The sequence below is a fragment of the Desulfatiferula olefinivorans genome (genome assembly GCF_054657895.1).
Genome location: NZ_BAAHXV010000014.1, coordinates 82246 through 101817, shown reverse-complemented (window position 1 = coordinate 101817; position 19572 = coordinate 82246). Strand labels below are relative to the sequence as shown.

11 protein-coding genes are annotated in these 19572 nt (G+C 58.1%); 5 read left to right on the top strand and 6 right to left on the bottom strand.

What is annotated here, in order from left to right; translation table 11 throughout:
* Window positions 1-6 precede the first annotated feature (6 nt).
* The 5 genes from ACYQ11_RS11800 to typA all read right to left on the bottom strand — a co-directional run bounded on the left by ACYQ11_RS11800 (window position 7) and on the right by typA (window position 10572).
* Window positions 7-831, bottom strand: a complete 825-nt coding sequence (locus ACYQ11_RS11800) for a DUF4198 domain-containing protein (RefSeq protein ID WP_459923988.1) — start codon at window positions 829-831, stop codon at window positions 7-9.
* A 58-nt stretch (window positions 832-889) separates the two neighbouring features.
* Complete coding sequence (locus ACYQ11_RS11795) at window positions 890-2563, bottom strand: SAM-dependent methyltransferase (protein ID WP_459923987.1); 1674 nt, start codon at window positions 2561-2563, stop codon at window positions 890-892.
* Between the two features lie 257 nt (window positions 2564-2820).
* Window positions 2821-4989, bottom strand: coding sequence for a TonB-dependent receptor (locus ACYQ11_RS11790; RefSeq protein ID WP_459923986.1), 2169 nt, complete (start codon window positions 4987-4989; stop codon window positions 2821-2823).
* A gap of 221 nt (window positions 4990-5210) precedes the next feature.
* Entirely contained in the window at window positions 5211-8489 is a 3279-nt protein-coding gene (locus ACYQ11_RS11785) for a fused MFS/spermidine synthase (protein WP_459923985.1), read from the bottom strand.
* Between the two features lie 256 nt (window positions 8490-8745).
* The gene (gene typA / locus ACYQ11_RS11780; protein WP_459923984.1) at window positions 8746-10572 is read right to left on the bottom strand and encodes a translational GTPase TypA; all 1827 of its coding nucleotides are present in this window, start codon (window positions 10570-10572) and stop codon (window positions 8746-8748) included.
* A gap of 425 nt (window positions 10573-10997) precedes the next feature.
* On the opposite strand from typA, the gene ACYQ11_RS11775 reads away from it, so the two are divergent.
* On the top strand, window positions 10998-12719 hold the full coding sequence (locus ACYQ11_RS11775; RefSeq protein WP_459923983.1) for a methyl-accepting chemotaxis protein: 1722 nt from the start codon (window positions 10998-11000) through the stop codon (window positions 12717-12719).
* 87 nt (window positions 12720-12806) lie between these two features.
* On the opposite strand, the gene ACYQ11_RS11770 is transcribed toward ACYQ11_RS11775, so the two are convergent.
* Entirely contained in the window at window positions 12807-12992 is a 186-nt protein-coding gene (locus ACYQ11_RS11770; RefSeq protein ID WP_459923982.1) for a hypothetical protein, read from the bottom strand.
* Window positions 12993-13301: 309 nt separating this feature from the next.
* On the opposite strand from ACYQ11_RS11770, the gene ACYQ11_RS11765 reads away from it, so the two are divergent.
* The 4 genes from ACYQ11_RS11765 (at window position 13302) to ACYQ11_RS11750 (ending at window position 19282) form a co-directional block, all read left to right on the top strand.
* Complete coding sequence (locus ACYQ11_RS11765; RefSeq protein WP_459923981.1) at window positions 13302-13673, top strand: hypothetical protein; 372 nt, start codon at window positions 13302-13304, stop codon at window positions 13671-13673.
* Window positions 13670-14035, top strand: coding sequence for a type II TA system antitoxin MqsA family protein (locus ACYQ11_RS11760; protein WP_459923980.1), 366 nt, complete (start codon window positions 13670-13672; stop codon window positions 14033-14035). The genes ACYQ11_RS11765 and ACYQ11_RS11760 overlap by 4 nt, the downstream gene beginning before the upstream one ends.
* A gap of 14 nt (window positions 14036-14049) precedes the next feature.
* Complete coding sequence (gene mutY, locus ACYQ11_RS11755; protein ID WP_459923979.1) at window positions 14050-15120, top strand: A/G-specific adenine glycosylase; 1071 nt, start codon at window positions 14050-14052, stop codon at window positions 15118-15120.
* Window positions 15121-15601: 481 nt separating this feature from the next.
* Complete coding sequence (locus ACYQ11_RS11750) at window positions 15602-19282, top strand: pyruvate carboxylase (RefSeq protein ID WP_459923978.1); 3681 nt, start codon at window positions 15602-15604, stop codon at window positions 19280-19282.
* Window positions 19283-19572 lie beyond the last annotated feature (290 nt).

Sequence of the window (19572 nt, the reverse complement as noted above, 5' to 3'; positions counted from 1 at the left end):
CCTCGATCAGATTTCAAAGGTAAAGGCCATGTTGTTCATGTACTCGTCGCAGACGTCCGGATCGGGATAGGGCGTTTTGTGACAGATGCTGATCATCCAGTATCCTTTTTTCGTCAGGGGAAGGGATGCCTTCCCTGTGTTATCGGTAACGGCGCTGACCGGAAAGCGAGGCCCTTTGGTCTTGTCGCCTTTGGCGGCTTCGGGATTGTGGGGAGCCACATCCATCTCTTCGGCGAATCCGGCGTAAACGGCATTGACGGTCACGCCTTCGGCGGGCTGGTCACGGAACAGGACCTTGACATCAAAGGCGCCTCCCGGCTTCACCGTTTCCGGATTGGACAGGGCGACGACTTCCAGGGGCTGACCGGCCGTTCGGTCCAGACCCGCAGCGCTTTGTCCCGCCACGATCAGTGTCTTGGCCTCGATGGCGAAGCTGGTGCAGGAAAGGGGATTTTTCACGCCTTTTTTGTCGCACCACTGACGTCCCTTGGTGGTTTTGGTGAACACGCCCGGTGTGATGCCCGCCGTCACCTGATAGGCTCCGGCCTTGGTGACGGGAAGGGTGTATTGCGTTTCGCTGAGGGTGGTCGGTGTGACCTCGGCGCCGTCCGGATCGATCACCCGGATAAAGGCAAGCTTGCCGGCTTTCATCTCCTGGTCTTTCCGATTCGCCTTGTAGGTGTGGCCCCAGGCGATGTCGATGGTCACCGTGTCGCCGACTTTGGGGAAATGGTCGGAGGGATTGATCCACAGATTGTGGGCGAACGCCCCGCATGTAAATGACAGGAAAACAACTGTTAAACAGAAGGTTGAAACGATGCGTCTGGTCATTTGATGGTGTCCTCCGGGGGCAGGGCCGTAACGGCCCTGCCATTAATGAATGGTTGGGTTAGATTCGGGTGTCGCCGCTCAAAAAGTCACCCACGTAGAGCAGGTACTCGAAGGGCAGGCGGTCTTTGGTTTCGCTCAGGACCGTTCCAAGGCTGGCGCGAAGCACCTTTTCTTTTTCCTTGTATCCGGCACTCTGGACGATGGCCACCGGCGTGTCGGCCGGGTAATGCCGGGAGAGGGTGTCGATGAAGGTCTGAAATTCCGTGCGCATGGTAAACAAGACCATGGTGCCTTTGAGTTCGGCCATCTCATCCACGGTCCATCCCGAGGCCAGAATCACCGAATGGGAGCTTTTCCCCTCGGTCACGCCCTGGGCCAGAGCGGCATTGGCCGCGTTGAAGCAGCTGAGTCCGGTCACCACCTCGGTGTCGATGTCGGAAAATTCCTCCAAGGTCCAGGAGCAGGGGCCGTAGATCAGGGGATCACCGCTGTCGAGCATGGCGACCTTTTTCCCCTCGGCCACGGCTTTCCGGACCATGGATGCCAGCTCGGCCTGCTTCCGGTGGTAGTCCTCGCAGCTCATCTTCTCCCGCTTCCGATCGTTTTCGGTCATGTCCTTGCAGTCTTTTTTATAAAAAGGAAAGAGGCGATGGTATCCGTCGATGACGGTTTTGCCTGAAAGTTCCCTGCTGAACCGTTCACTGATTTTTTTGGCGGCGAAAATCATGTCCGCGTCCTGAAGCACGGAAACGGCACGCACCGTGGCCAGGTCTCCGTCACCGGGGCCTCCGCCCACCAGAAAGAACTTGCCCTGACCCGCCTTTGTTTCCGGCCGGTCAGCCGCATGGGCCTTTGCAAGGGCCTTGCCCACGTAGAGCAGGCACATGTTGGTGTCTTCACCTTCTAATTTTTGTTTCATGTCGCCCACGGTTCCCAGGATAACCTTTTCCTTCCCGACGATGCCCGCGTGGCTGACGGCGGCCATGGGCGTGTCCGCCGGGCAGGAGGCTGAAAGACGGGCCATCACGTCATCGATGTCCCGGGGCATGAAAATCACGATGGTGGCCTTGTCTTTTTTGACCAGGTTTTCCAGGCTGTCGGCGGCCGGCTCGCCGTTCTTGCTTTTAAACGGGGCGGTGATGATCACTTCCCCCAAGCTGACCTTGAGGGCCGCCGTGGCGGCGTTGAAGGAACTCAGGCCCGGTACCAGCACGGGATTGAGGTCGGAAAGTTCCCGGAGGGACCAGATATCCGGGCCGTAGATGGTGGGGTCTCCGCCGCTTAAAAGCACCACATGGCGACCCTTTGCCACGGCGGATCTCACCTTTTGCGCGAACTCCTTCTGTTTGGCCTGGTATTCCTCGCAGCTCATCCGGCTTCGGGGGTTTTTCTTCTGCTCGTCGGTAAGGGCGCTACAGTCCTTGCCGTAATAGCGGAACAGAACGTTGTAGCCTGCAATCACCTCTTTGCCGGTGAAATCCACCAAAGACGACAGGGCCTCGCGGGACCGTTCATGGCAGTACACCACATCGGCCCTGCGGATCAGGTCAAGGCCCCGCTGGGTGATCAGATCCGCGTCGCCGGGACCGGTGCCCACCACGTGGTAGGTTCCCGGTTCGGCGGCAGGCGCCTGATTCGACGCCGTCTCCGGACGGGAGGTGCATCCCGCCGTCAGCAGGACCGAAAGGACGAGGCCCAGGCAGGCGAATGAGAGTTTCTTCAGGATATTCATGGTGCGTTTCCTCCTTTGTGGGTGTGCATATGGTTAAACGTTCAAACGGTTATGGACAGACACGGACGGGGTGGACCAGGTGGACGTCAGTGACTGATTTTTGATGATCTCGTAAAAAGTAAGTTTTTGGACGGCTTCGTAAAATGTTCGAGATCAAGGCTTGCGAAGCCCGAGGAATGAGGCGTACTTAGGGTACGCCGCAGTGACGAGGGCTGATGCGTAACGCAGATATCGGACATTTTACGAAGCCGTCATTGTTACATGCTGAACGTGAACGAGGCGCCGTAGGTCCGTTCGGTGGACGGGTAGCCCCGGCTGTTGTAATAGGTTTCGTCGAACACGTTTTTCACGAACAGAGACAGGCTTCCGTCTTTCATGAAACCCTTGTTTTTGAACAGGGTCTGTTTGAGACCCAGGTTGACCAGGCTGTAGGCCGGGTTTTCAACCTGGCGCCAGACGAGGATGTCGTCGGTTGCCGGGTCATTGTCGTGATCAGATTCGTCGGATACCTCCATGACCTCCTTGGTCTGATACTGGTAGTCGAGCATCAGGGTGGTGGGGGTGAAGAGCTTGTAGCGCAGACCGCAGCTGAACCGGTGCTCGGGGGCGTCGTCCAGATTGTCCCGTCCCGCCGGTTCGTCACCCTGATTGTCGAATTTCTGCCAGGCATGGGTTAGGTAGAAGGACAGGTCACGGGTCAGCTTGCCGTCCAGTTCCAACTCCACGCCGTGGCGGTAGACTTCCTCGAGGTTGATCTTGTAGTCACTGAACCGGAGGTTACCGGCTGAGCCGCCTGATAATTCGGCATATTGACTGTTGGAGACGATGTAGTCCTCGATGGCGTAGAACGAGTAGTTGAGTTTCAGGTTCACGTCACCCAGAAGCCGCCGCATGAACACCAGGTCGTAGCCCATGCCGTGCTCGGGGTCCAGCCAGGCCCCGGCGGGGCGACCCTGGGGGTTGTAGTCCCCGTGGGCGTCGGGGGCGTGCCAGATCCGGCTGACGCCCACAGACAGGCTGGTGTCCCGGAAACTTTCGGACAGGGAGGACATGTCCCAGGTGAGGAAGGATTTGGGGATGACCTCGTCCCATTTACGGACAATCCAGCTGCCCTTGTTCGGAATCTGGGTGGCCGGATTGTTGCTCACGTGGATCTGAAGGTCCTCGTACCGGAGACCCAGTTTCAGGTCCAGGGTTTTGAGAATGCCCCACTGGTGCTGGACAAAGGTGCCTTTCTTGTCGACCCGCTCGTCGCCGTGGCCTTCATCGCCGTCATAGAGCTGGACCATGTCGAAGCCGATGGTGGTGGCGTGGTTTTCGTTCCACCGGTATTCGTCCATGACCTTGCCCCCGTGCTGGCGCCAGGTGGTGAGGCTCGATGAGTAGGTGGTGCGCTGGGGGGGATCGCTCGCATCCACGTTCCAGGACGCCCGCTCCCGGTCCTCCATGCTCAGGTAGGCCCCGAAACTGACCTTGCCGATGGGCAGGTTCTGGAGATAGTTGAGCCGGTAGGCCCAGGCCTTCTTGTCCCAGGTGGGGTCCTGGATGGGGTCGAAGAGGCTTGCTTTTTCGTCTATGTCGCCATGCTCGTCGACCGTGGCATCTGTTGTCGGGTAATCCGGATCAAAACCGCTGATCAAGGGGTTGTTGTTGACTGGTGTTTCCCGGTCGGCGGTGCTGTAGGAACCGCTTAAGGTCACATACCCGTCCATGGGCAGAAGAAACCCCAGCCGTGTGAAGATCGTCTGGATATCGGTTGCGCTCTGGCGCAGGTAACCGTCGGTGCTGTTTTTCTGATACCCCACATCGTAGGTCAGAAATCCGGCGGACCCCTGCATGGACAGGTTGCTGTTCAGGGTGTTGAACGAACTGTAGCTGGTGGTGAGCGACACATCGGGCACAAGGCTCTCGTGTTTTTTCGGAGCCCTGGTGACCATGTTGATGACCCCGCCGATGGCCTTGGCGTCATACAGTGCCGAATGGGGGCCGGGCAGGATTTCCACTTTTTCGATCAGAAAGGCAGGCGTCAGGGCGTAGTCCACAATGTGGGAGCCCTTGCGCCCTCCGGTCTTCTGCACGGTCAGGCCGTCGATGGCCGACACGAAGCGGGTGCTGGAAAAGCCCCGCATGGTAATGCTGTCCTCTTCCGGGGTCAGGTCCGTGATCGATCGAAGATCGATGATGGCCAATGCCCCCAGGTAATCGAGAACGCTTGACGCTTCTCCGATGATTTCATGGTCGTCGGTGTAAATGACGGTGCTGTCGGGTTTGAGCACCAGCTCCCGCTGATCGCCTTTTTCTTCGACGACGATGGGGGCGAGCGTGCTGACATCGGTTTGGGTTTCATCGGCGAAGGTGACGCCTGCAGGTAGGGCTGAAAGGAACCCGGAGCAGATGAGCAGGATTCCCGTGATCAGTGATTTCATGTTCCTCTTTCCTCGTTTGATGATCATCGGAGGGGCACCTTCCGATGATTGACGTGGTTGCGGCCGGGTGATAAGAACAGGTATGCGCCTTGTTCATCACGGGGCCCATGGGGAGCCGGTCGCTTGCCTTGGCCGGTTTCGGCCGGTTCCCATCTCCTTTCCAAAAACGGTTGCGTGTCGATCGTTTTCTCCTTTCTTTTTCATGTCATGACGGTTTCAGATTACATCGTTACCCCGGATGACCGGGTGAGCCATTCCGGATTGTGACGGAGCTGGTCGTTATCAGGGCTCAATTCGATCGCCTTTTCAAGGTGACGGCTTGCACTTGTTTTATCTCCGCGTCGTACGAGAACACGGGCCATGGCCGTGTGGGACAAAGGATCATTGGGATTGACGGCAAGGGCCCTTTCGATATCCCGGCCCGCTTCGTCAACCCGTCCCATGTGAAGCCAGAGCTCTGCCCGTTCGTTGAGAACCGCTGCATCGGCGGGGAAAAGTTCAAGGGCTTTGTTAAGGCTTGTAAGAGCTTTTTCCGTCAGACCCAGGCGGGCCTGGACCATGCCCAGGTAGCCGTGGACGCCATGATGGGTGGGCAAGGCGTCGATCACGCGCTGGAAACACGATTCCGCATCCCGGAGTCGACCGGATTCGGCGTATAAAAGCCCCAGAGCGATTCGGGCATCGGTATGGTGTTCATCCAGTTTCAGCGCCCTGATCAATTCGTCAAGGGCCTCGCGTTTTTTGCCTGAGGCCAGTCGGGAGAGGGCCAGGTTGTATCGGTCCATGGCCCGCTCTCCTGCGCGTTCAATCTGTGCGATAATGCGCCTGGCCTGGATGTCGGCGCAGGCAGACCGGGGTTCGGGGTCATCGAAAATGCCGTATCCGGGAAGGGTCTCCCTTTGGCAGTAATCACAGGTGACGGCAAGGTAGCGTTGTTTCTCCTTATCGTTCAACGACTCGTAGTCAAGGGTGTTGAACAGCGGTGCGTTCAGCGAGGCTGCGAAGGCCAGAAGATCGAGCCGTGCCTCGTTGTGATCGAGGCTGTCCATGATGCTTTTGGTGGCGGCGGAAAGACGTCTGACCGGCGCAGCCTGCTCTTCGATGCAAAGCGTCCCGCCGTTCAGATGTTTCGGTGCGGTATATTCCAGATGGGGCCGTGTGTCCGTGTGAATGTCTCCGGGGCCGAACAGGGCCTTAAGGTCTTCGGTGACAACCAGACGGGCCAGGCAGCGGACATTGGAAAAATCGGCCTGGACCGAACGCAGGGCATGGGAATGGTTGGCGAACACGTTGGACCATGACAGGGGCTGGTTGTCGGCTCTGGCCATCATCAGATAATCCACCGGACCGATTTTGATCAAAGCGCCCTGGGGAAAGACCGTGACAAAGGTTCGGCCCAGAAGGGCGAAGGTGTCCCAATCCAGTTCATAACTCTGGATCCACTGGGCGAAGATACCCTGTTCGGTCAGGCGCGTGCGGACGCACTGGAAAAATTCCCGGGTGTAGAGATCGGAAAGGCCCGCCATCCAGGGGTTCGACGGTTCCGAGATGATCACATCATAGTGCCGGTCGGTCAAGGTCAGATGGTTCCGGCCATCCTGGACGATGACGCGGGTTCGTGGGTCCGAAAGGCAACGATTGTTCCAGGGTGAGAAAAATTGGCCGCAGGCTTTGACCACCTGGCGGTTCAATTCCACGACATCCAGGTGACGGACCGGGTAATGCAGAACCTCGCCGGGGGTCATGCCGCTGGCCAGCCCCAGGACCATCACCCTTTCGGCGTTGGGGTGAAAAAGCATGGGAAGATGGGCCGACAGGGTCTGGGTGGACCGGTCACCGTGGGAGGAGGCGTCTGCCTTGCCGCTGTTGAACATGGCGTATTCCACCGTGCCCACGCTGGTGATTTCTTTTTCAACGGTGGTGAATCCACCGGCGCCTTCGCCTTTGAATACCACATCGACACCCTCGCGCTGTTTTTGGAGAAGGGCGGCTCCGTTGAACAGGGCTTCGAACCAGGATGTCCGAGCCAAAAGGGGCCGAATCGAGGCGAAATCCCTGTACCAGCCCCGGGAAAGATGGTCCCCGTTCCAGGACGGCAGCATCACCGCCATGAAAATCCCCGCAGAGCAGCAGGCGATGACGGCCGGGCGCCTCAGCCGGGTCGGTGGGAGAAGGCGCGTGCAAAGGATGAAGGCCGCCGCAGTGAACTGGATTACAAAGACCAGGGACATGGACTTGGCCATGCCCAGTCCGGGCACCAGAACGAACCCCGCCGTGAATGATCCGGCGATGGCCCCCAGGGTGTTGACGGCGTAACCGGTGCCGATGGTTTTGCCAAGGACCGTTCCGGATCGGGTCACGATGCGGTTGACCAGGGGGAAGGCTGCCCCGAGAAACAGGGTGGGCAGAAGCATGAACGTGAAAAGAACGAGGGACTGGGCCGGAAGGAGCAGGGCGAAATCATGCTGGAAGCGGTCGATGAGCTTGGCAAACAAAAGCGTCGTGTTTCCCAGCATCTGGCTGACCAGAAGGGCCGAAACGGCGGCGGCGGACTGGGTCAGGGCCAAAACCAAAAGGGGACGCCTGGTCCGGTCCGCCACCCATCCGAACAGGACGCTGCCCGCCGCAAGCCCGATAATGAACGTGGCCACGACCAGGGTGAACGAGTAATGGGTGGGGCCGATCAGAAGGCCGATCAGCCGGGTCCAGAACACCTGGTGGGCCATGGCGCAGAAGCCGGATACGCCGAACAGCACAAGGGCCAGGGTCACCCGATGGAAGCCGATGTTCTGGCCGGTCTTTTTTGTGTCGACGGGTCCGGTAAACGCAGGGACCGTGTTCAGACCCTTTTCCAATCCTGAGGCCAGAAGGCAGGCGAGGCCCGCCGTGATGTTGACGGACGCCGTCATGAACAGGGTGTTTGAAACCCCGTAAACGGGAATCAGGACAAAACCGCAGGCAAGGGTTCCGAAGGCGGCCCCCAGGGTGTTGAGGCCGTAGAGAGCCCCGGTCCGCGATCCCAGATGTTCGGGCCGGGACACGTAATACCGGCACAAAAGGGGCAGGGTGCCGCCCATGAGGGTGGTGGGCACGATCAACAGGAGAGCGCAGCCCGCAAACGTCGCCGCCGGATAGACCATGGAGGCGAGATGCTCATGATTGTAAATCCATCGGTAAAGGGGAAGCAGGCCCTCGATCAACCGGGGAAGGAGGAGGGCGTAAGCCCCGATGCCTATTTCCAAAAAACCGTAAAGCCGAATCAGGCTCCGTCGTTGCCTAACGCCGTCCACGCGCCGTCCGAAAAGGACGCTGCCCAGAGCCAGGCCGGCCATGAATACGGTCAGGACGGCGGAAACCGTCAGGGCCGATCCGCCCATGATCCGACCGATCATCCGGACCCACAGCACTTCGTACACCAGCCCCGCCGTGCCGGACATGAAAAAACACACCAGGATCAGCGGAACGAACAGACGATGACGGGATAAAGCTGCGTTATTCACATTTCACCCTGAATGAACTGAAATAAAAACAAAAAAGCCAGAAAGACGGACTTTCAAAGTCCCGGCCTTCCTGGCTTTCAGTATATCGATCTAAAAATGTGTGTTAACGGATTGTGCGGTACGACCGTGATTTCGTATCACGGATATGTCAACCGTCATATACCGGCCAACGGCGGGCTGTCAAGGGCTGAATGAAGCAACTGGATTAAAAAGAAAGGTCGCCGCCCGCACGGTCTGTGCGGGCGGCGGATGGGAATTACGGCCGGGCGGGCGTACGGTAACGATCTTTGGCGGCCAGGATCGCCTTGCGAAGACGGATGGACAGGGGCGTGACCTCCACCATTTCGTCGTCGCGGATGAAGTTGATGGCCTGCTCCAGGGTCATGGGCTTGACGGGGGTGCACAGCACGTGGTCATCCTTGCCCGAGGCCCGCATGTTGGTCAGCTTCTTTTCCTTGCAGGCATTGACGTTCAAATCGTTGTCCTTGTTGTGCTCGCCGATGATCATACCTTCGTAGACCGGGACACCGGGGGGGATGAACAGGCGGCCGCGGGGCTCCAGGTTGAACAGGGCGTAGGGCACGGCCGTGCCTTTCCGGTCGCTGACCAGAGACCCGGTGAACCTACTGGGGAATTCGCCCCGGTATTCGTCGTATCCGGCGAACAGGGTATTCATGATGCCCGTGCCCCGGGTGTCGGTCAGAAATTCGTCCCGGTAGCCGATCAGGGACCGAGAGGGAATGGAAAATTCCATGTTGACCCGGCCTTTGTTGTTGTTGACCAGATTCACCATTTTGCCTTTGCGTACCGACAGTTTTTCGGTGACGATTCCCATGAAATTTTCGTCGCAGTCCACGTAGAGCCGTTCCATGGGCTCCAGGGTCTTGCCGTCCTTGTGCTTGAAGATGACCTTGGGGCGTCCCACGCAGAGTTCGAAGCCTTCCCGCCGCATGGTCTCGATCAGAATGGCCAGCTGGAATTCTCCGCGTCCCTTGACGATGAAGCTGTCCTTTTCCTCGGTGAGTTCAAGCTGGATGGCCACGTTCAGAAGGGTTTCCTTTTCCAGCCTCTCCAGAATCTTCCGACTCTGAACCAGTTTGCCTTCCTGTCCGGCGAAGGGGGAATCGTTAATCTTGAAGCGCATGGACACCGTGGGCTCGTCCACCGTAATTCGGCGCAGGGCCTTGGGATAAAGCTTGTGGCAGACGGTGTCTCCGATGTGAAACTCGCTGATCCCCGCCACCACGGCGATGTCTCCGGGTTCGGCCTGGGCGCAGTCGGCAAGATTGAGGCCGTCGTAGACCTGAAGCTTGGTGACCTTGAGGGGGATGTGTTCCCCGTCCTTGTCGATGCAGATCAACGGATCTTTGGCCGACAGGGGCTTGTTGTACACCTTGCCGATGGCCAGACGGCCCAGATAGTCCGAATAGCCCAGGTCCGAGATCAGCATCTGAAGCGGGGCTTCCGAATCATAGGCCGGTGCGGGAATCTCTTCCATGATGGTGTCGAAGAGAATGTCCAGGTTTTCTCCCCGCACGTCCGGATCTTTCTGGGCGATGCCTTCCCGGCCGATGGCGTAGAGATAGGTGAAATCGAGCTGTTCGTCGGTGGCGTCCAGATCGATGAACAGGTCGTAGATCTCGTCGAGCACCTCGCCCGGCCGTGCGTCGGCCCGGTCGATCTTGTTGATGACCACGATGACCCGGAGGCCCGCCTCGAAGGTTTTCTTCAAAACGAACCGGGTCTGGGGCAGGGGGCCTTCCGAGGCGTCAACCAGGAGGATGGCGCCGTCGACCATGGACAGGGCCCGCTCCACTTCCCCGCCGAAATCGGCGTGGCCCGGCGTGTCGAGGATGTTGATCTTGATGCCTCCCCGCCTTACCGAGCAGTTCTTGGCGGAGATGGTGATGCCCCGTTCCCGTTCGAGGTCCATGCTGTCCATGACCCTCTCCTCCACGGACTGGTTTTCACGGAACAGGCCGCTTTGTTTGAACATGGCGTCGACCAGGGTGGTCTTTCCGTGGTCGACGTGGGCGATGATGGCGATATTTCTGATGTTTTCGTTTCTTACTTTGTTTGTCATGGTATCCTGATTGGCCTTGGACCTGATTTTAAGCCGCAGAACACCTCCAAAGCGTCCCCGGCGATTGTTTTCAAAGGATTCTTCGTTAAAACAAGCCCCTGATTAATAAAAATGAAACCGCTCTTTGTATCTTGTTCGCCATATTATATCAACCCGAATGTTGAGGGTACGGATTCTTTTTTCAGGTTTTATCTAATGTGAGCCGGGAGTTTCCCCTTGCCGCGGGCTCAGGAACCATGGTAAAACCGTATGACTTTACACAGTAGCTGACCTTTATTAATGAATCCGTTTTCGAACCATCCGTCCAATCTCGAATATAAAAGGTGCTTGACGGCCTTAATCGCTTTACATCGTGCTGTTTTTAACTGTTTCAATCCACATGGGGTGATGGATCGATCATCCGCTCTCTAAGAGGAGGCTGTTTCATGGAGAAAAAAGGGCTGGGCATCCGGGGGAAAATCCTGCTGATCGCTATTGTTGGGCCGGTCATCGTCGCACTGATTCTTTCGATTTTAAGGGTGCGGGATATCCGTTCCGGAGCCGTTGACGGGGTGGTGGAAAAAAGCCGCACCGTGATCCATATGGCCGAGGCCGTTCGGGAGAACATGAACCGCAAGCTGGACCTGGGTGTCATCAAGCCCTTTGATGCCATCGAAAAGGAGCATCTTCTCGAAGCCGTGCCCATCGTCTCCTCCCTCAGAACCGCGGCCCAGAAAGCCGGGGAACTTGACTACACCTTTCGCGCCCCCAAGTTCAGCCCCCGGAATCCGGCCAATACCCCCACCGAATTCGAGGCCCGGGTGTTGAAAGAGATCGAGGCGAACAATCTCAAGGAAAAAGTGATCATCGACGATAACAACGTCTTTTATTTCCGTCCCATCGTTCTCACCGAGGAGTGCCTGTACTGCCACGGGAGTCCCAAAGGGGAGAAAGATCCGGTGGGAGGCATCAAGGAAGGGTGGAAGGCCGGTGAAATCCATGGGGCCTTCATGATCAGCAGCAGCCTGGCCAAGGCCGAGGAGAACGTAGCCAAAGCCAGGATCAGTGTGGTTCTGATCACCCTTGTGCTTCTGATCATCCTCGTCCCCGCGGTCTGGTTGCTCATGAAGAAAAACGTGGTGACACCCCTGACGAAGTTTCAGGAGGTCATCCAGGCCGCGGCCAGGGGCGACATTACCCGGAAGGCCGGAATCGACAGCAACGATGAGTTCGGAGACATGGGCCGGGCCCTGGACAGTATGCGTGACGGACTCAAACAGATGATTATCGTGGTCCGCGACAAATCGGATCAGTTGATCCGGTTCGGGGCGGAACTTCAGACAATCGCCCGGACCGTTTCGTCCAGTTCCCAGGAAACGCTGGGGAAATCGAACAGCGTGGCCGCCGCCGCCGAGGAAATGAGCGCCAGCATGAATTCCGTGGCCGCCGCCGTGGAACAGACAGCGGTCAACGTGTCCAGCGTGGCCGCCGCCGCCGAGGAAATGATTTCAACCATCGACGAGATCGCAGGCAAAACGGATGTGGCCAATCGAAGCACCCGGGATGCCGTGGAAAAGGCCCGTGAAGCGTCGGCCAGGGTCGACAGGCTGGGTAACGCGGCCAGGGAGATCGGCAAGGTCACCGAGGCCATCACGGAAATATCCGAACAGACCAACCTTTTGGCCTTAAATGCCACGATCGAGGCGGCAAGGGCCGGAGAAGCAGGCAAGGGTTTTGCCGTGGTCGCCAACGAGATCAAGGAACTGGCCAGGCAGACGGCCCAGGCCACCTATGAAATCAAAGAGAAGATCCAGGATATTCAGAACTCCACCTCCGATACCATTACACAGATCGGTCAGATCACCGATACCGTGTCCGAGGTCAACGACATCGTCAGCGAAATCTCCGCGGCCATCGGTGAGCAGGCTCAGACCACCAAGGAAATCGCCGGCAATGTGGCCCAGGCGTCCATCGGCATCCAGGAAGTGACCAGCAACGTGTCGGAAACCTCCATCGTGGCCAGCGAGGTGGCCAGAGACATCGCCATGGTCAACCACCTGTCCGAAGACATGGCGAAAAGCAGCGAATCGGTCAACAGCGGCTCCGGAAAACTGAACACCATGGCCAAAGAACTCGACGACATGATGAAGGTCTTCAAGACTTCTTAACGGTTTCAGCAGGGCAATCGCATGTATGTTCATTAAAACACATGGGGCTCATTCTGTGGCAGGGATTCATACCGTTCACGAGCACGTTCACGATGGTGGTGCCGGGCTGTGACAAGCCATGATTTCTTCGTGCTCTTTGTGTTCTTCAGGGAGCGCAGCGACCGGGTGGTTGAATGGATTGACCACGAAGCTCACGAAGAGCACGAAGGAAAAGAACCCCGGCTCTTTTCTGTCATGACATGGGATGCCCACAGGAGCGTTGCCGTGTGACATGCCCCGGCATGTCCGGTTTAAGTATCTCGGTGAGATCCCTAAAACCGGCTTCACCGAAGGTACGCCGGTCTTTATTGTTTTCTCACGGAGACACCAAGACACAGAGAAAACAAGACCATGCCAAGGGAATGGTCCACGGCCTCAGGCTGAGTCACGCCACGTGCAGGTCCAGGCGATGGCCCCGCTTCAGGAAAACGCAATCAACCGGTCGCAGACAAGCGATTGCCCTGACGGTTTCGCCCCTCATTGCCACCCGTTGCGTTTTGTGGTACAAGCGGCGATGAATTTAACGCAAACTGCCGGGGGACGATGAAACGACCGACATACAAGGAACTGGACAGAAAGATCGGCGACGCGCGGGAGGCGGTTGCGGGCGATCGGGTCAATGTGATCAATCCCGAAGCCCTGGCCGCCGATGCGCTTCAACTGGGCTTTCTTATGGACGATGAACTCAAAGCCGTTCTTTTGTCCCTGATCGATGACCTCAAGCCCGGACAGTATGTCGGGGCCCGGCCGCCGTCACGATCCTACGAAAACAAAATCATCCAAAGCGAACTGTTCGCCTTCCGTACCGGCTCCAGCCGGTTTTCATGCAAGATCTATCTGAAATTCACCTTGTTCGATCAGGCGTTCTGGCTGATTTCACTGCATCGGAACAGGCACAAGGGAAAAGGCACATGACCACGAAAAAATGTCCCTGCGGAAAAGGGGAGATGCACCTTTGCACGCGAGAGAAGAAAGCGCGTTTCAACGGCGAGGATGTGAATGTGGCGTCCGAGGCCTATGTCTGTGCCCACTGCGGCATCGAAGCCGGAACCGCCGTCCAGGCCTCCGTCTGCCAACGGGCCGTATCCGAGGCTTACCGCCGGAAGGTCGGCCTTCTGACCGGTGACGAGATCCGGCGACTTCGCCTGGAAAAGAGGCTTAGCCCCAAACAACTGGCCGATCTGTTGAATGTCGCCGAAGACAGCGTCCGGAAATGGGAAGAGGGCCTCGTTCAGGACCATGTCACGGACCGGGCGCTGCGTACTATTCTCGCCTGAGGATTTCCTGACCCATGCAATTCAGCCGGTGTCTTCTCAAGTGGTACCAAACCGAAAAGCGGCCCATGCCCTGGCGGAACAGCCGCGATCCCTATCATATCTGGCTGTCTGAGGTCATGCTCCAGCAGACCCAGGTGGCCACGGTCATTCCTTATTATCACCGCTTTCTCGAACGCTTTCCCGATTTGACCTCCCTGGCTTCAGCCGCTGACGAAGCGGTGCTCAAGCTCTGGGAAGGCCTCGGGTACTACCGGCGCTGTCATCATTTTCTTGCGGCGGTGCGAACGGTCTGTGGAGAGCACGGCGGCCGAATCCCTTCTGATCCCGACACGTTTTCCCGCCTTCCGGGCGTCGGCGACTACACCACGGCCGCCGTGATGAGCATCGCCTTCGGCCTGCCCCTGCCGGTGGTGGACGGCAATGTGATCCGGGTGATAACCCGGCATGACCGCATCGACGCCGACAGCACGAAAACCGCTACCCGGAAAGCCATTAGAAACCGCATGGCCGATCTGATGGATCCAGAATCTCCGGGGGATTTCAACCAGGCGATCATGGAACTCGGGGCCATGGTCTGCACCCCGAAACAGCCCCGGTGCGAGGCCTGCCCGGTTGCGATGACCTGTGGTGCCCGGGTGTCCGGCACGGTGATGCGGTATCCTGTCATTCCTTTAAAAAACAAGATCCCCGAGTACCGCGTGGGGCTTGGCGTTCTGGTCCGAGACGGACGCTTTTTGATCCAGAAACGTAAAGACGAAGGCCACCTTGCCGGCATGTGGGAATTCCCCGGCGGCAAGGCCCTGGACGGGGAAACCGTTGAAGAGGCCCTGCAGCGCAAATGCCTGGAGGAACTCGGTGTCCATGTCACGGTCGGCCGCCGCATCGCCCAGGCCTCTCATGTCTATTCCCATTTCCGCATCCGCGTCTCCCTGTTTCTTATCGACGAATACACCCGCGACATCCGTCCCCTGAAAAACCAGCCCCTGCGCTGGATCGAGGCCCGCGATCTGGCGGACATCCCGCTTCCCAAGGTCAATCATAAATTGTTCAGTGCCCTTCACGATATCGACGCATTCCTGACGTAACCAGGGCAATCGCATGTTTTATATCGTTGAAGAAAACTAAAACGGCCTTTGTGAGAATCTCAGTGGATTGATCTCAGATCAATCCTGTCGACGTAAGGGCCGGCAAGAAATACACCGTTTGAGCACACGACACCTTCTTTGTGACTTTGTGTCTCCGTGAGAAATCACATTGACCGTCCCCTTCGGAGACGCCGGTTTAATCGCTCTCACAGAGACACTAAGACACAGAGTAAAGCCGGGCATGCCTTCGCATGTCACACGGTACGGCTCATCGACATCCGAAGCATGACCGCGGAACATGCGATCGCACTGATGAAGTAACAATGCTCTGTTGACAAGGTCGGGTTGATCGGGGATAATGACACACATTCTTCAATGTCAGCAGCACCCCGACAAAACGGCATTCACTGTCCGTTATCCGCGTTTATCTTTAAGCCGTCATTGTTATTCACCCGTATTCAACCGAACCGGGAGGAACGCCATGAAATCGTTTGACGATATCTGCAATATAATAAAAGGTAAAAAGATCCTGGTTGCCAATCGCGGCATCGCCGCACGGCGTATCAGCCGGACCATTCGGGAGATGTTCAAAGCCGTGCCCGTCATGACGGTCACCGATGTGGACAAGACCGCCCCCTTCACGGCCGGGGCACGGGAATTGCTCGTTCTGGGCGACAACCCCATGGGGTATCTGGATCTGGACCGGATCATCAGTCTTGCCCGGAAGCAGGGCATCATTGCCATCCACCCCGGCTGGGGCTTCGCCTCGGAAGATTCCCGATTTCCCGATAAGTGCGAAGACGCCGGGATTCTGTTCATCGGCCCGTCCACCAACGGCATGGAACTTTTGGGTAACAAGGTCCGGGTCCGGGACCTGGCCCGAAGCCTGGATATCCCCGTGGTGCCCGGTTCGCTGGGGGCGGTGGATGTGCCCACGGCACGGAGCCTGGCCCTTGAGATGGGGCTGCCCGTCATGCTCAAGGCCGAAGGCGGCGGAGGAGGGCGGGGCATTTACGAGATCCATGACATGGCCCAGCTTGAAAGCGCCTTTTCCAAGGCCTCGGCCATGGCCCACGCGGCCTTTGGCAACCCCCGTCTGTTTGTGGAAAAACTGCTCGGCACGGTCCGTCACATCGAAATTCAGGTGATCGCCGACCGTTACGGCAGCGTGTTCGCCTTTGACGAGAGGGACTGCACCGTTCAGCGCAACCATCAGAAACTGGTGGAAATCACCCCCTCATCGTGGCCGAGGATGACCGAGTCTCTGCGCCACAGGCTCAAGGAATACTCCAAAAAACTGATCCGGGCCGTGAACTACTGCTCGCTGGCCACCGTGGAATTTCTGGTTGACGGGGAGGGGAACCCTTACCTGATCGAGGTGAACACACGGCTTCAGGTCGAGCACGGCATCACCGAATGCCGTTACGGCATCGATCTGGTGGAGGAGCAGATCGCCGTGGCCTTCGGTGCCGAACTGCGACTCGATGAAGCGAACACCCGGCCCACGTCCCACGCCATCCAGGTGAGAATCAACTGCGAGGACCCCAGGCAGGGCTTTGCCCCCAACGCCGGGCTGATTACTCGGTACATCTCCCCGGGGGGACCCGGCATCCGCCTGGATTCCTGCGTGGCGGGCGGGTACGAATTCCCCTCCCACTACGATTCGGCGGCGGCCCTTCTGATCGCCTACGGAAAGACCTTCGACAAAGCCCTGGCCGTACTCAACCGGGCCCTGAGCGAATACATCATCGGCGGTCTGAAAACCACCATTCCCTTTCATCAGCGCATCATCGGCCATCCCTTGTTCCGATCCGGCGATTTTACCACCCGTTTTGTGGCCGAGACCCCCGAACTCATGGTCTACCGGGACCGTGATCCGGAATCCGTGCGCCTGGCCCGTCTGATGGCGGAAATTTCGGCCAGGGGATACAATCCCTTTGTCCAGCTCGGAGAGTACCGGGGAGTCGAAGACAAACGCATGCCCCTGTTCGAACCGGTTCTGCCGAAAATCGAGGGTTCCGTGCCCTCCGAACCCTATCCCCGGGGCGACCGGACCGCGCTTTTCGATCGCCTCCGGGATTCGAACGCGGTTCATTTCATGGACACCACCCCCCGGGACATCACCCAGTCCAACAGCGGGAATAGGTTTCGTCTGGCCGAGGACATCATCATCGGACCCTATCTGGACCGCTGCGGATTCTTTTCCATCGAAAACGGCGGCGGGGCCCATTTCCATGTGGCCATGATGGCCAACATGACCTATCCCTTCAGCGAGGCCAGGGCATGGAACGAGTTCGCTCCGCTGACCCCGAAGCAGATCCTGGTCCGTTCGACCAACCTTCTGGGCTACAAACCCCAGCCGAGGAACCTGATGCGCCTGACCGGCGAGATGATCTGCGAACACCACGACATTATCCGCTGTTTCGATTTCCTGAACCATGTGGAGAACATGGCTCCCCTGGCCGAGGTGGTGATGAGTCACACCGCCAACGTGTTCGAACCCGCCATCTCCCTGTCCTGGGCAGAGGGCTTCGACGTGCCCCACTACATGGGCGTGGTGGGCGAAATCGTGGCCATGATGGCACGGGTTACCGGACTTCCCGAAGCCAAAGCCGTCCGAACCTTCATTCTGGGACTCAAGGACATGGCGGGGGTCTGCCCGCCGCGGTTTATCGGTGCGCTGGTGTCGGCCGTCCGCAAGGCCTATCCGGACATGTTGATTCATTACCACCGGCACTATACGGACGGCCTGTTCGTTCCGGCGGTGGGAGAGGCGGCCCGGGCCGGGGCCCACATTGTGGACACGGCCATCGGGGCGTCGGTGCGATGGTACGGCCAGGGTGAAATTCTGTCCACGGCGGCTTACATCGAGGAGGAAATGGGGCGGAAGGTCTCGCTCAACCGGGACGAGATCCGCGCCTGCAATTTCGTGCTCAAACAGATCATGCCCTATTACGACCGTTATGCCTCACCGTATTTTCAGGGCATTGACCACGATGTGGTACACCACGGCATGCCCGGCGGGGCCACCTCATCGTCCCAGGAAGGGGCCATGAAACAGGGCTACATCCACCTTCTGCCCCACATGCTGAGGTTTCTGACCGGAACCCGGAAGATCGTCCGCTACCACGATGTGACCCCCGGTTCCCAGATCACCTGGAACACGGCCTTTCTGGCGGTGACCGGCGCCTACAAACGGGGCGGGGAGGAGGAGGTCAACCATCTGCTCTGGGTTCTGGAATCCGTGGCGGGTGTGCCGGACGACAGGATCAGCACCGAGTTGAAGCAGGACCGCCTGATGCTCTACCGGGAAAGCAACGACGCCTTCCGGGATCTGCTGCTCGGGCGTTTCGGGAGACTGCCCCTGGGCTTCCCCGAGAACTGGGTCTACGAAAGCGCCTTCGGGTCGGACTACCGGTCGCTTATGGGGCGACGGACCGAAAATTCACCCCTTTCCTCCCTTGAACCCGTCGACATCGACGGGGAGAAAAAGGCCCTGGCCGCCCAGATCGAGCGCGAACCCACGGATGAGGAATTGGTGCTCTACCTGAATCATCCCGGCGACGCCCTGAAGACCATAAAATTCCGGCACACCTACGGCAACCCCAACCGTCTGCCCCTGGATATCTGGTTCGAGGGCCTGACCGCGGGGCGGGAGCTGGAATTCTGGGATTCGGAGGGCAAGCCCCACCGGATCAGCATCATCGATATTTCCCCCGTGGATCTCCAGGGCGTCCGGCTGGTAAGGTACAATCTGGATGACGAGACCTTTGCCCATGCGGTGCAGGTCAGTGAACCGTTAGGCATCGGAGCCTCCGCCCTTGAAATGGCCGACAAAAGCAATCCCTGCCATGTGGGATCCCCCAGCAACGGCGATCTGTGGATGATGTACGTAAAGCCCGGCGACACGGTGGTCAAGGGAGAGGAACTGTTCAACATCACCATCATGAAGCAGGAAAAAGCTGTGCTGGCCCCCATGGACGGCCTGGTCGAGCGGGTGCTGAAAACCGCCGACTACAAACGCGACAAAACCATGGTCCCGGTCCGGGGCGGCGAACTTCTGGTGGTTCTTGGGCCCATCCCCAAACGCTGCGGTTCCTGCAACAGCCCCGTCACCGACCCGGCATTCAAATTCTGTCCGGAATGCGGGGCGGCCGTTTAGGTTTGCTGACCACCCGTTCACTTCGCTCACGGAAGAACACGAAAGGCGAAGAAAAAGCTGATTTGACTTTGTAATGTATAGAGTTTGAATGCCTCCGGCGGCCCTGCCGGGGGCCAAACTTTTGAAAAGTTTGACAAACAGGTATGACGGCGTTGTAAAACCTCCGATTTTAAGCGTTGTGTTTCATCACTCGTCAGTGAGGCGTACCTTAAAGTACGCCTCATTCCGTATGAATTTTCGACGCCTTATGCCCGCTCGTTTTTCTTTGCCGTGAGGTGATTTTTTTATAA